The sequence below is a fragment of the Caulobacter sp. GW821-FHT10A10 genome, assembly GCF_059415745.1.
Genome location: NZ_JBWKNV010000004.1, coordinates 232,962 through 246,325 on the forward strand (window position 1 = coordinate 232,962; position 13,364 = coordinate 246,325).

The 13,364-nt window shown below is 67.7% G+C and carries 9 protein-coding genes; all 9 read right to left on the minus strand.

The window, feature by feature from the left end:
• Nucleotides 1-49: 49 nt before the first annotated feature.
• The 9 genes from AC07NS_RS13175 to AC07NS_RS13215 all read right to left on the minus strand — a co-directional run bounded on the left by AC07NS_RS13175 (nucleotide 50) and on the right by AC07NS_RS13215 (nucleotide 13,142).
• Nucleotides 50-613 carry a cytochrome b gene (locus tag AC07NS_RS13175; RefSeq protein WP_494603850.1) on the minus strand — a complete coding sequence of 188 codons (564 nt, stop codon included), beginning with the start codon at nucleotides 611-613 and terminating at the stop codon, nucleotides 50-52.
• A 190-nt stretch (nucleotides 614-803) separates the two neighbouring features.
• Nucleotides 804-2,258, minus strand: coding sequence for a prolyl oligopeptidase family serine peptidase (locus tag AC07NS_RS13180; protein ID WP_494603852.1), 1,455 nt, complete (start codon nucleotides 2,256-2,258; stop codon nucleotides 804-806).
• 94 nt (nucleotides 2,259-2,352) lie between these two features.
• Nucleotides 2,353-3,720: a hypothetical protein gene (locus tag AC07NS_RS13185; protein ID WP_494603854.1), complete on the minus strand. Its 1,368-nt coding sequence runs from the start codon at nucleotides 3,718-3,720 to the stop codon at nucleotides 2,353-2,355.
• 63 nt (nucleotides 3,721-3,783) lie between these two features.
• Nucleotides 3,784-6,276, minus strand: coding sequence for a TonB-dependent receptor (locus AC07NS_RS13190; protein ID WP_494603856.1), 2,493 nt, complete (start codon nucleotides 6,274-6,276; stop codon nucleotides 3,784-3,786).
• Nucleotides 6,277-6,413: 137 nt separating this feature from the next.
• Nucleotides 6,414-7,697: an MFS transporter gene (locus tag AC07NS_RS13195; protein ID WP_494603858.1), complete on the minus strand. Its 1,284-nt coding sequence runs from the start codon at nucleotides 7,695-7,697 to the stop codon at nucleotides 6,414-6,416.
• Nucleotides 7,697-8,551: a class III extradiol dioxygenase family protein gene (locus tag AC07NS_RS13200; RefSeq protein ID WP_494603861.1), complete on the minus strand. Its 855-nt coding sequence runs from the start codon at nucleotides 8,549-8,551 to the stop codon at nucleotides 7,697-7,699. The genes AC07NS_RS13195 and AC07NS_RS13200 overlap by 1 nt, the downstream gene beginning before the upstream one ends.
• On the minus strand, nucleotides 8,551-8,817 hold the full coding sequence (locus AC07NS_RS13205) for a hypothetical protein (RefSeq protein WP_494603863.1): 267 nt from the start codon (nucleotides 8,815-8,817) through the stop codon (nucleotides 8,551-8,553). The genes AC07NS_RS13200 and AC07NS_RS13205 overlap by 1 nt, the downstream gene beginning before the upstream one ends.
• Before the next feature lie 38 nt (nucleotides 8,818-8,855).
• A complete protein-coding gene (locus tag AC07NS_RS13210) occupies nucleotides 8,856-10,253 on the minus strand; it encodes a hypothetical protein (RefSeq protein WP_494603865.1) in 1,398 nt (465 codons plus the stop codon).
• Nucleotides 10,254-10,292: 39 nt separating this feature from the next.
• Complete coding sequence (locus AC07NS_RS13215) at nucleotides 10,293-13,142, minus strand: TonB-dependent receptor domain-containing protein (protein WP_494603867.1); 2,850 nt, start codon at nucleotides 13,140-13,142, stop codon at nucleotides 10,293-10,295.
• Nucleotides 13,143-13,364: the final 222 nt, after the last annotated feature.

A 13,364-nucleotide genomic window follows, 5' to 3' on the forward strand; every position in this document is an offset into this window, starting at 1 on the left:
ACGACGGCGTGCATTGATTCCGGCGCGGTCGCGAAGCGGCTTTCAGGCGTCAGGCGCGCGGCCGAAGGGGCGGAAAGGTCATGCGGCTCAGGACCTTGTCGCGATCAATGAAGTGGTGCTTCAGCGCCGCGCCGATGTGCAGCACCAGCAGCGCGGCCATGGTGAAGCCCAGCACCTTGTGGCCGGACATCGCCGCGCCGGCGAAGGCCTTGCCCTGCATGACAGGCAGGAACGGCGCCTCCCAGCCCAGCACGTTGATCGCATGGCGCTTGGGCGCGGCCGAGCTGACCCACCAGCCCAGGAACGGGATCAGCACCATCATGAAGTAGAAGGCCGTGTGCACGATCCCGGCGACGGGACGCTCCCAGGCCGCCTTGCCCGCCAGCATCGGCGGCGGCGGGCGATAGAGCCGCCAGGCCAGCCGGATCAGGCTGAGCAGCAGCACGCTGAAGCCGATCGACTTGTGCAGGTTCAGCACGAACCGGTGCGTATCCCCCTCGGAATTGGCCGAGATCACCGCCAGAACCAGATTGGCGAGGATGAGCGCGGCCATCACCCAATGCAGGAACACGGCCACCCGTGAATAGCGTTCGAAAGAAACCTGTCCGCTCACGCCCAACCTCCCAAAGCATGATCTTTGCTGGACGGTAACACGATGGTCAGGCGATGATTTACGGCGCGCGCAGAACCTATCACCAGCGCCGTGTTTCTATTTTCCGATCGCATCGCCTGTACTTCCGAACGAAGAAAGCCCGGCGCACGGCGCCGGGCGAAGTCGTCGGAGGTAGAAAGGAAAGGCGCCTCTAGGCCTTCACCTGCCTGAACAGCCAGTCGCGGGCCGCCTGGATGTGGAAGAACTTTCGAGCCGAGGCCATGTGGTCGACGCCCTCGAAGGTCAGGAAGGTGATGTCCCCGCCCTTGCCCAGATAGCCGTCGATCTGGGAGGTCAGCGCCTGCTGCTTCTCGACCGGGAAGATCAGGGCGGGGTCCAGGCGTTCGGCCGGCCGGGTCACCTTGCCTCCCGTATGCTCCCAGATCGGAACGCACTGCTCGTTCCAGGGCGTGGCCTTGCTGTCCTCCGTCCCGGTGATGATCAGCAGCTTCTGCTTGGCCAGGGTCGCGACGTCGGCGGGCCGCTGCTGGCCGGCGATGATCAGGCCGGCCGCGAAGGTCTGGGGGTGCTTGGCCATCAGCCACAGGGAGGTCATGGCCCCCATCGACCAGCCGGTGCAATAGACCCGCTTGGGGTCGATCTTCAGCACCTTGTCCCTGCGGTCGTCGAGGTTGGGATTGCCGAAGTTCCAGCTGTTGCTGAGCAACGACTGCACCAGTCTGTAGGTGTTCTCGACGTCGGCGGTGTGCTCCCAGTAGTCGTTCATCGTCGTGCGCTCGTAGCGCGGCGTGATGACCACGCATTCGTTCCGCGCCTGCTCCTCGGGCAGGCTCCAGATGCTGGCGATGCATTGCTCGGTCAGGGTCTGGGCGCAGGTGCCGTCATAGCTGGTTCCCGAGTGGGTGACGGCCAGGACCAGCGGATAGGCCTTGTTCTCGCCGCCCTTCGCCAGGAACGACTTGGGCAGATAGATGCTGTATTCCAGCCAGGCCGAGCGCGTGTCGTCCCACCACCAGTGGTTCTGCTCCCAGGCGTCGACGCCGCGAATGACGACGCTGTTGCCGCGAGGTCCGGCATTGCTCCAGACGGTCTTGCTGGCCGGATAGACGGCGCCGGCCGCTGTCCTGACATCCTTGTCCTGCGTCAGGGCCACCTTGTCGCTGTCGCCCGTCGGGAGGCTGAGGTCCGGGTCTCGCGCGAACTCCACGATGACATAGGGACCAGCCACGCTGGCGCGATCGGCACGCAGGGCGGGCGTGGCGTTGGTGTAGACGGCCACCGGGCTTCGCGCCGCGGCCTGCGCCGTGGTGGCGTTCTTGTCGACCGACTGGGGCATGCCCGCGAAGAAGCCCTTGGCCGCCGGAAAGACCGCGGCGCCGTAGGTGTCCAGGGCCAGGCTCGCGGGGTCGATCGCCACGTCGTACTCGACCGCGATCCCGTAGACCTTCTGACCACCGCCGGTGACTTCGCAGAGCGCATCGATGGCCTGCAGGCCGGGGCCGGCGCTCTTGCGCCTGACGCCCACCGCGGAGGTCGCCGCCGTGAAGCCGTCGGCCTGGGCCCGGCTCTTGCGCACGCCCAGCCCGCCGGCCGACGCCAGGGCCGCGCCGATCGATACGAAGTTGCGCCGCGACAGGCCTTTCATGCGTCCCATTCCTCAAACCCTTCTCATTCTCGATCCTCGCGCCGTCCGGCGGGAGAACGCTGGTGGGCTCCCGGACCAGCGGGAGGTCCCGTGATCACTTGCTGGACTGGCCCGCGCCGAGCTCCCGCAACCGGCCGACGACCTCGGCCGCGAGCGTTTCGGCCGAGCCGCGGGCGAAGGACGAATTCATGGCCTCGTAGGTGATTTTGTCATAGGCGGCCGTCTCGGGCATGTACTTGGCCGCGCCGTTGACCATCGTCGTCACCAGCGTGTCGGCGAACGGCGACTGGGACCGGATCTGCCGTCCCGTCTCGCTGGACAGCTCGACCTGGACCCCGGCGATGGCCACAGGGCCTAGACGCAGGATCGTGAACGGCGCGGTCGTGGGACCCGCCGGCGTGAAGGCGTAGGCCTTGCTGGGCTTGAGGTCCGCCAGCGCCTTGGGTCGCGCCTGGGCGGTGAGATCGACCGCGCCGCTGGCGACGTCGACCAGCGCCACGTCGGCGGGCGGCGCCATGCGCTCGCTGGTGCGCACCACGTCCTGGGCTAGGCGCTCGCCCAGAAGATCGACCAGCAGATAGCCGCGCTCGCCGATGTCGACGCTCGTCAACCGGCCATCCTTGTCGGGAACCGCGCGGACGGCCTTCAGGATCGGCGCCTGGTCGCCGGCCGCGCCGATCAGGAAGAAGCCGACCGTCCCCTCCCCGTACAGCGCCTCGACGCGCCGCATGGCCGCGCCGGCCAGGTCGCCGGTGACGGCCTTGCCGCCGCCGGAGACGATCGCCTGGTCCATGACCGACGGCTGCACGGCGTAGTTGGCCAAGAGCGCGATGGGATGGCGGGCCTCGTCCTCGATCCGCACCACGGAAAGGGTCTTGTCGGACGCGCCGGCGCTGTCGACGCCCAGCCAGAAGCCCTCCGGCGTGTGCTGGTCACGGTTGATGTTGATGTCGCTGACGCCCCGGCCCGCGCCCAGCCTGGCCGGCCTCAGGTGATTGGCCGCCAGGGCCGCCTGCTTCAGGGCGTCCTCGACCGCGGCCTTGAACAGGGCGTTCTTGCGTTGCTCGGCCTCGGACTCCAGCCCGGGGAACGGCCGGCCGACCGGCATGATGTGCGGCGCCGAGAAGGTGTGGCTGGCGACGATCAGGACGTTCGCCGGCTCCACGCCGGTCGCGTCGGCCACCACGCCCTGCATGGCCGCGACCTCGTCGGCGAAGATCGAGGTCAGGTCGATCACGGCCAAGGCGGCGCGGCGACCGCCGGCCTCGACCACCAGCACCCGAGCCTGCAGCGGATCGTGCTGCGCCGAGAAGCCCTGCATCGGCAGCAGGTTCTGCCCCAGCACGATCTCGGCCTTGCCGGCGCCGGCCCGCAGTTGCGCCATCGCCGGCGACGCGACGGCGGCGATCGCCAGCGTCAGCATCATCGCGGCCCCCATGGCCATCCCGGTCTTCGCACCCATCTGTCGTCTCCGTTCGGGGCCTGCATGTTTCGCCCGGCCGCGTGGACGGCCGGGCGTCGTTGATCACCAGCGGGTGCTCAGCGTCAGGCCGAAGGTGCGCGGATCGCCGATCGTGGTCACCGGCAAGGTCGACTGCTTGACGGCGTAGTTGCTGATGTTGCGGACATAAGCGCTGAGGCTCCACGGGCCGTCGGCCGGGGTGTAGCTGGCGTTCAACCCGCCCTGCGTATAGGCCGGCTGCCAGCCGTACTTCGAGGCGTCCTGCACCGGGTGCACCCAGTAGCCGCCGCTGTAGAAGACCTCGCCGCCCACGGCCAGCGAAGCGCCCGAGGCGAATTCGAAGCTGTGGCGATAGGTCAGGGTCCCGGCGAAGTTCGGCGAGTGCGGCTGCACCGCGCCGGCCACGTCGAAGAACAGCAGGGCGTCGGTCCCCTGGTCGTTATAGCCGATCCAGCAACCGGCCGTGGTCGGCGCCCCGACGGTCGCGCAGGTCCCCTGGCTCTTGTCGAACTTGGCCTTCAGCCAGGTGGCGTTCAGGCCCACGGTGTCGACCCGCGTCAGGTTGAACCGCACCTGGGTCTCCAAGCCAATGGCATGAGCGTCGAGGTTGAAGGTCGGCACCGTGCAGGACGGGCGCGCGTCGTTGGGCGTGCAGGCCGAACCGCCGGTCGACGGCACGAAGCCGTGGTAGGTGTCGATGTTCTGATAGCCGTCCTGCTTGTAGTAGAAGAGGTCGGCGTTGACCTGCAGGCGGTTGTCGAGGAAGCGGTTCTTCGACCCCAGCTCGAAGGCCGTATTGACCTCGCTCTCGTAGGTGTAGGGCTTGGACCTGGTGGTGTCGTAGCCGGTCAGGCCGCCGGGACGATAGCCGGTCGAGACGGTCAGATAGGCCATTGAGGTCGGCGAGACGTCGAACTCGCCGCCCAGCCGATAGTCGAAATGGTGCAGGTCGCGGGAATAGTTGGCAGCGATCCCGGCCGGCTTCAGCTCACGGGTGTCATAGCTCTGGCGGCCGCCGACGATCACGCGCAGACGTTCGCTCACCGGATAGGTCAACTCGCCGAACAGGGCGTTGGTGGTCGTGGCCGCGATGGTGCCGCCGACGATGCCGGAGGGCACGTTGCCCGAGGTGTTGTTGTAGGTCCCGCGCCGATAGTCGAAGTGGTAGTAGCCCAGGTTCCACAGGATCTCGGCGCCCGGCGCGTTGTGCAGGCGCGCCTCGGTCGAGAACTGATGGAACGGCGCGAACTGATAGTACTGGTAGCAGGCGTGGTCGCCGCCCGTGATCCAGGGCGGGCCGCCGGCGTAGCAGTCGGTCTCCTTGCCGGCCACCTTGGTGTAGGACGCGGTGGCGTCGAACACGCCCCAATCGGAGATCCGATAGCCGAGATTGGCCGTCAGGGTCTGCTGCTTGATGTCGGCCTTGTTGTCCGACGAGGTGGTGTTGGTCGAGCTGTCGCCCATGTCCCAGGGATTGGAGGCGTCGTTGATGCTATCGCCGCTGTAGGGCGCGACCTTGGACATCACATAGGGCTCGACGCCCGGACCCGTGCCGCCGATGTGGTCGTACTGGTAGGCCAGCTTCAGGGTCAGGTCGTCGGTGGGCTGCGCCAGGAACTTCAGGCGCACCGACTGGCCCACGGCGTTGGCGCCGATCGGCTTCAGATAGGCGTCGCGATGGATCGCCGCGGCCGAGATCCGCAGGGCGGCCTTGTCGCCGAGCGCCAGGTTCTGGGCCGCCTCGCCGCGCACCAGGCCGTAGTTGCCGACGCTCAGCGTCGCCGCGCCCGAGGCGTCGTTCAGGATCGGGTCCTTGGTGATGACATTGACCACGCCGCCGTCGGCGTTGGGGCCATAGCGGGTGCTCTGAGGCCCCGGCAGCACCTCGACGCGATCGACGTCGAAGAAGCCGACCATCGAGGACTGCGACAGGATGCTGTAGACCCCGTCGAACTCAAGCGCGACCGAGCCCTGGGTGGTGCCCGACGGCATGTCGCCGCCCTGCCCTCGGATGTCGATCGAGAAGCCGCCTGGCTGGGCCGTGACCTGCACGCTGGGGGTGGAGGCGAAGACCTGCGAGACGTTGCTCGCCGCCTGCCGGCGCAGTTCGTCGCCGCCCACCACCTGCACGGCGGCCGAGACCTTCTGCATGTTCTGGGTCTGGCGCGCGGCGGTGACGATCACCTCGGCCAGCTCGGCGCCGCCCTCGTCGGCGTCGCTGCTGGCGGACGTCTGCTGGGCGGCGGCGGGGGACGCGGCCTCGCGCAGGATGATCACCGAGCCGTTGTCGGCGGCGATCTCGAGATTGGTCGCGGCCAGGAAGGTCTTCAGCGCCGCGCGGGCGTCCTGGCGGCCCTTCACCGCCGGGGTCGAGACGCCTTTCAGGCGGCCGGCCGGAGCGATAATCTGGACGCCGGCCTGGCGCGCGAACAGCGGAATGGCGTCGGACGCCGGTCCGGCCGGCACGTCGAAGGTCCGCTCCTGCGCCGCCGCGCCGGTCGCCGCGAGCATGACCGCCAGCGAGACCCCACAGAAAATGCTCGGATAGCGCTTCATCGTTTCCCCTCGTTCTTGGGCGCTTGCCCGTTTGTTTGAGGGTTAGATGCGTCAGGCGGCGAGTTCCCCCCGGACGCCGGCCGGAAATTTTCCGAAACCTGGGATCGGCGCGTCACAAGGGGTTGGGGGCGGACGGATCACGCCTCCCCGTCCGTCACCTTCGGCGACCATCTGGGGCGCAGCAGCACGACGGACGTCGTGGCCCCCAGCACCAGGAACACCACGATCACCAGCATCGGCAGCTGGTAACCGCCGCTGACGTGGAGCAGCCAGCCGGAGATCGCCGCCGCCGCGCCGCCGGACAGTCCCGCGGCGACGTGCTGGACGCCGACGATCATGCCGATGGCCGGCTTCGGAATGAGCGTGACCTTGGTGAGGGCGAGGTTGTTGGCGCTGGCGAGGCCAAGGCAAGACAACGAGAAGATGTTCCAGAACAGGGCCGCGCCCAGGCTGTGGGCGTAGGCGCCGAACAGCACCGTCGTCGCGCCGATGAAGCCGGCGACGATGAACACCTTGCGCGTCACCACCGGGTCCCCGCCGCGATCGATGATGCGGTCGGCCGCCCAGCCCGCGACGACGGCGACGATCGCGATGCCAGCGAAGCTGAAGAAGGTGTAGAGCCCCGAATTGGTCAGCGACAGCCCGCGCTGCTCGACCAGGTAGGACGGCATCCAGGTCATGCAGAAGAAGACGAAGTAGCTGTAGCAGAAGTTGACGATGATCCCGCCCCAGACCACCGGCGAGGTGATGATGCGCCCGAACGGCACCGAGGCGGCCCGCCGCCGGGCCTCGGCGCGCTGGTCCTTGCGTGGAAAGTCGTTCTGCACGCGCATCATCCAGGGGACGAGCCACAACAGGCCGCACGCCCCGGTGATGACGAACATCAGCCGCCAGTCCGAGGCCGTGATCAGCCAGGCGCCCATCGGCGCGCCGATGGCTGTTCCGACCTTGTTGCCGAACGAGAACACGCCCAGCGCCGCGCCCGTGTGGCGCTCGGGCACGTTGTGGCGGATCCAGCGGTAGCTGGCCGGCATCACGACCCCCTCGGCCGCCCCGACCAGCGAACGCATGATCACGATGCCCATCAGGGCCGGCATGGCCCCTGTCGCCGCCGTGGCCAGACACCAGAGCGAAAAGCAGATGGCGTAGGGGATCTTCGCGCCATAGCGGTCGACCACCCAGCCCAAGGGCATCAGGGCGGCCGCATAGGCCCAGAAGAACGCCGCCCCGACCCAGCCCCGGCCGACGGACGTCATGCCGAAGTGGTGGACGAAGTCCTTGTTGGCCAGCGCCGCGGAGATGCTGGAGCGGTCGGCATAGGCGATCAGCACGCCGACCGAGAGCAGCAGCAGAATGCCCCAGTGCTTGGCGCGCGACGGCGCCTTTTCAGTCGGCGCGCTCAGGGAAACGGCCTTGGTCATCAGCGTTCGCCTTCGCGTGTGTCGATCAGCATCATCGCGCCGCCCGTATGCGAGATCGGGGCGTGATAGATGCTGGTGACGATGTCGCCGCCCGCGGCCGCGCCGCGCATGGCCAGCCAGGTCATCAGTTCCAGCCCCTGGGCGCCGGCCAGATCGACGATCTCGTCATTGGTGAATTGAGTCAGGGCTTGCGGGTCGTGCTCGATCTTCTCGAGGGTCAGCCGGTCGAAGTCCTGGTTGATCTTGCCGCTGATGCCGAGCTCGTGGCTCAGCCCGCCGCTGCCGACCAGCAGGACCCGACGATCGCCGGGGAAGGAGCGAATGGCGCGACCGATCGCCTGCCCCAGCTTGTAGCAGCGGGCGGGCGTCGGCAGCGGCGGCAGGACGCCGTTGATCATGATCGGGATCGTGGCGACGGGGATGTCGCCATGCCCCGCGCCGTCGGCCGGGAAAAGCAGGTCCAGGGCGGTGATGCCGGCGTGATCGAAGATCATCTCCTGGCAGGTGGAGACATCGAACTCGTCGGCCATCAGCGACCCGACGATGTGCCAGGCGAGCTCCGCGTCGCCGCGGAAGGTCCTCGGCTCGGGCGGCCCCCACCCCTCGTCGGCGTTGCGATAGTCGTGCGCCACCCCGATCGCGAAGGTCGGCATGTTGTCGAGGAAGAAGTTGAGGCCATGATCGTTGTAGAAGACGATCACGACGTCGGGCCTGGCCTCGCCCAGCCACGCGTGGACCCTGTCGAAGCTGGCGAAGAACGGCGCGAACGGCACCTCGGCCTGCGTGTTGGCCGCGATCGCCCGGCCGATCATCGGCACGTGGCTTGTGCCCAGTCCTCCGATGACGACGCCCATCAGCGTGCTCCCTGCGGCTTGGGAACCCGGTCGAGCTTGGCCAGGAAGTACATGTTTCCCCCCGCTGCGAAGAGCCGCTTCTTGTCCCGCGACCGCACCGCAGCGACTTCCTCGTCGTTGAGGCCGAACCGCGCGCAGTAGCCGTCCGGATCGGCGGTGAAGGCGGCGCGGTTCTCCGCCGAATTGAGCGTGAAGCACATGCGATTGAGCGTGTAGCCTTTCAGCGCGGCCTTGGGGTGGAACTTGCCGGGTTGGACATCTGTCATGGTCGGTCTCGATTGGGTTGAAGGTCGCTCCGGGGTCGTCATCCGCCGCTGGCCCTGGAGGCGTTGACCATCTTGAGCGCGCCGTCGACGAAGCCGCCCGCCGCGCAGCCGCGCTTGGCCATGGTCGCCGTCACCGGATAGCTGTTGGAGGGATAGTCCTCGTCGGGCACGACGTAGTGGACCGGGCCGTAGCCCAGCGACACGAGCATGGTGCTGGCGGGCCGGGGCGCGCCCTGCTTCACCCTGGCCCAGAGGGGCGGCATCACGTTCGCGTCGCTGTGGACGATGGTGAAATCGCTGAGCTGGATGGTTCCGAACCGCAGCGGCACGGGCGCGATGTCGGTGTCGGTGAACACGCATCGGGGCAGCTTCGAGCCCGGCGCATCGGAGCAGGAGCCCGGATTGTTGAGCGGGAACGTCGACTTGCCGGGACACATCAGGACTTCGAGCGAGCCGGCGATGGTCAGCTTGTCCGAGGTCTTGATCCTGAGCGCGGTCGCCACGACCTCCTCGCCCAGCACGGTCGCCACCGCGCCCTTGACCGCGTTCGGCTCGGGCGGGGTCAGGCCCGCTCCCTTGCGCCCGGGGTTCATGGCGATCCCCATCGGCGCGCCAACCGTGTACATCGCCACGACCTTGTCGCCGAAGCGCTGCTCGACATAGCGCTCGACCATGCCGACCATGTCAGCGCTGACCTTCGAGCGCTTGCCGCCGCCCAGCCCCGGCACGCCGGGGCCCGGGCCGTTGCTGACCATCAGGGCGATGGGCTCGCCCTGCAGGGTTTCGACCTTGAACACGCCGATCGAAGCGTCCGTGCTCTGGGTCCGGCCGCTTTCGGCCGCCCCCTCGGCGCCTGGACCGCCTTCGTTGCGCCCGGCCAGCCGGAAAACGCCGTTGGCGTAGCCCGCCCGCGCCGACCGGCGGTTGGCGATCGCCTGCTGCACCGACGCGACGATGGCGTCGGTGGTCATGCGGGTGATCTTCTCGGACCCCGGCAGGATGATGCCGACGGGATTGTTGTCCATCCGCACCGTGTCGTGGGTGTGGGTGACGGCCAGCAGGATGTTCTCCGGCGGCGCGCCGGAGGCCTTGGCGATGCGCGCCATCGTGTCTTCGAAGATGTCGGGCGCGAACATCGGCAGGTCGCCGACCACCAGCACCGCGCGCTTGCCGCCCGAGTCCAGCACCACGGTCCGGACATGGAGCCGGCTCTCGATGGTTTCGAACGGCTTGGGCAGGTCTTCGACGGCGGGGGTGATGTCGATCCGCGCCGCCCCGGCCAGGAGCGGGCCGTCCGCGGGCGGGGCGGCCGTCGGCGGAGGGCGCGCCCCGGACTGGGCCGGCGCGATCGTCGGCGCCACGACGGCCGCGGCGATGGCCAGGGGCGCGATCAGCGTCGTCGCAAGCAACGCCAGGCGGGAGATTCTACGATCCATGGTCTCGTGCTTTCCAGGAGCTTGTTGCTGTCGCGATGATCAGAACTTGAGACGGACGCCCGTCGTGTAGTAGCGGCCGACCAGGTCGTCCGACTGCAGGTAGGCGCCGAACCGCCCGGCGTCGGCCGACGAGTTGATCGCGATCGGCGGAGACTTGTCGAAGAGGTTCTGGATATTGAAGAAGAACTCGGGCCTGGCGCCCTGGATCTCGGGCGAGAAGGCGAGATTGAGGTTGGCTGTCCAGAAGGACGAGATCTTGGGCTCGTCATAGGCCAGCGTCTTGTCAGCGTTCCACCCGAGAGCGCTGCGCCAGCGGGTCGACACCGTCGCCTTGAACTGATCGGTCAGCGCATAGCTGGCGAAGCTGGTCACGCGCCATTTCGGAGAGGCGCCCAGGCCGCCGGCCGGGGCGTAGGCGTAGCCCGCCATATCGACAACCCCGATGCTCGGCGTGTCCTGGCGCAGGACCGGCTGATAGGTGGTCAGCACCCGAAGCGAGAGCGGCCGGCCCAGGAGCTGGGTCGCGTAGCTCGACTCGAGGTCCACGCCCCTGGTGTAGATCTCCGCGGCGTTGACCGAGCGGGTGTAGAAGTAGGTCGCGTTGTTCGCCGTGCTGGTGTCGGTGTAGCCGTTGGGCCGGACGATCAGGTCACAGAGCGAGGACGTTCCCCCGCTGGCGATGCAGAGCTTCTGCACCGTCACGTTCGCCCCGTTCAGGGCGGTGATCGCGTCCTTGATCTTGATGGCGTAGAAATCGACGGAGACGCTGGCGCCGGTCAGCCAGCCAGGCCGATAGACCAGGCCCGCGGTCAGGGTGTTGCCGATCTCGGGCTTCAGGTCCGGATTGCCGCCGCCCTGATTGGGTGCATTGACCAGGGTCGCGCCGGTCAGCTGGTCGATGACCGTGGAGCGGCTGACCGTGCCGGGGCCGTAGAGGTTGTTGAGGTTGGGCGCCCTGAAGTCGCGCGAGCGGGTCGCGCGGATCGTCAGCTCGTCATTGACCCGCCAGACGCCGCCGACCTTCCAGGTCCATGCGCCGCCGAAGCTGTCATAATTGGCGTAGCGACCGGCCAGGTTGACGCTCAGGTCCTGCGCCAGCGGCGCGTCCTTCAGCAGCGGGACCTCGACCTCCAGCGCCGCCTCCTGGACGGTCTGGTGCACCAGCGGCGTGACGCCGAAGGTGACCTGGTGAAGATTGGTCGTGCCCTGGGTGCAGTTGTAGAGGATGCCCGTGCAGTCGGCCTTGTCCTCCGGCGGCACCTCGCTGGTCGCCGACAGGCCGACGCGACGCCACTCTCCCGACAGCGCGACATTCACCGGCCCGGCCCAGGTCTCGAACGGCGAACCGGTGATGGATCCGGTGATGTCGGCGATCGTCCCCTTGGCCTTGCCGACGGTCCTGTCGGTCAGATACGCGATCGACTGAGCCGAGGCCGCGTTCGGACCGAAGGGATTGAACGGCGCGCAGGCCGCGTCGTCGTTGGTGGCGATGGCGTCGGCGTTGATCCGGCACACGATGTTCCCGCCGACCGAGACGGAGTCCAGCGCGGCCGCCAGATGCTGCAGGTTTATGTTGCGTTCCGTGGTCCACTTCTGGGTCGACACGCCGTGCGCCGCGCCCAGTTCCCAAACGTAGTTGCCGAGCTTTCCCCTGAGCCCGCCGTTCACGAAGTAGCTGCCGAGGTCGAAGACCTTGGTGTGCGGGCCAAGCTGCGGACCGAGCTGCTTGCTGAGGGTGAAGGTCGTCGTGGCCGTTCCATACTGGTAGGCGGCCGGCAGGAACGGGTTCTGCGAACGCAGCGTCACGTTGCTCATGGTGAGCGTGGTGTCGTTGTACGCATTGCGGTTCTTCGCGCCGAACCCTTCCAGATAGAAGTGCAGCGTGTCGGTCAGGTCGTAGTCGAACCGCGCGAACGCCCGCTTGGCGCGCAGCGCGCCTTTCAGCGAACTGTCGTTGTTGTAGGCGCCGTCGCCGCCGATCTGGAATCCCGAGGTGCCGGTGGCGGCGCCGTTCTGAAAGGCCGACAGGACCCCATTGGATGAAAAGGTCTGGCCGGCCAGCGGGCCCGACCGGATCAGGCCGCCGCTCGTCAGAGAAGCGTTGTGGACGTTCGAATAGAGCTTGAACGGGTTGGCCGCCGAGCCCGGCGTCGCGGTAGAGCCGGCCACCCCGCCCTCGATCTGCCAGAGCTGCCCCAGATCGCGGCTGAACATGTCGAGAATGCCGGGATCGTCGTTGTATTCGAGACTGGCTTCGACATGGCCGCGCCCGTCGAACAGGCTCGTTCCGGCGGCGACGCCGATGTCGGTCGTCCGATCGTCGCCGCGCGCAGAAACGCCGCGCTGGGCCTTGACCGACAGGCCGTTGAACTTGGCGTCGGTGACGAAATTCACGACCCCCGATATGGCGTCGGAGCCGTAGACCGCGGAGACGCCGCCGGTGACGACGTCGACCCGCTGCAGCAGCATCTGCGGGAACATGTCGATCGTCACCAGGCCCGTGTCGGTGCTGGGCTGGAGCCGCTTGCCGTCGAACAGGGTGAGAGTGCGATAAAGGCCGAGGCTGCGGATATTCGGGGCGTTGGCCGCGCCGTTGGGCCCGCCGTTGCCGCCGCCGGTGCCGCTGTTCTGGCCCATCGAGTTCTGGAACACCGGCAGTTGCTGCAGGGCGGCTGCGACGGACGTCGGGGTCGACGCCAGCAACTGCAGGGTGCTGACGACCGTCAATGGCGTGGGACTGTTGTCGCCGTTGGTCGGAATACGCGAACCGGTGACAATTACTTCGCTCACCGTGGCGTTGGCGTCCGCCGAGGTCTGGGCATGCGCAGGCAACGCCAGTGCGGACACGCTGGCGCTGAGCAGCAAGCCCTTCGAAAGCCGATGGCTCATTGGCACGTTCACTCCCCTGTCGATTATTTTATTTGTCCGCACTGTCACGCAGGCGGCTGCGGGCATGCATATTTGTTTTTGTCGCCATTATATAATTTTCACGCACGCCTCACGCATGACGGATCGCTGTAGGCCAGCGCGTCGCCCGACCCTGTCCGTGTCGCAGGTAGAGCAAGGCGGGCCTCATCGGCCGGCGCTCGGCTTGCTGGAGGCCAAGCCTAG

Bases quoted from the DNA above. Each gene is read 5' to 3' on its own strand.
- AC07NS_RS13185 (WP_494603854.1), bottom strand. From the start codon at position 3,720: ATGGGTGCGAAGACCGGGATGGCCATGGGGGCCGCGATGATGCTGACG.
- AC07NS_RS13205 (WP_494603863.1), bottom strand. From the start codon at position 8,817: ATGACAGATGTCCAACCCGGCAAGTTCCACCCCAAGGCCGCGCTGAAA.
- AC07NS_RS13210 (WP_494603865.1), bottom strand. From the start codon at position 10,253: ATGGATCGTAGAATCTCCCGCCTGGCGTTGCTTGCGACGACGCTGATC.
- AC07NS_RS13180 (WP_494603852.1), bottom strand. From the start codon at position 2,258: ATGAAAGGCCTGTCGCGGCGCAACTTCGTATCGATCGGCGCGGCCCTG.
- AC07NS_RS13195 (WP_494603858.1), bottom strand. From the start codon at position 7,697: ATGACCAAGGCCGTTTCCCTGAGCGCGCCGACTGAAAAGGCGCCGTCG.
- AC07NS_RS13215 (WP_494603867.1), bottom strand. From the start codon at position 13,142: ATGAGCCATCGGCTTTCGAAGGGCTTGCTGCTCAGCGCCAGCGTGTCC.
- AC07NS_RS13200 (WP_494603861.1), bottom strand. From the start codon at position 8,551: ATGGGCGTCGTCATCGGAGGACTGGGCACAAGCCACGTGCCGATGATC.
- AC07NS_RS13190 (WP_494603856.1), bottom strand. From the start codon at position 6,276: ATGAAGCGCTATCCGAGCATTTTCTGTGGGGTCTCGCTGGCGGTCATG.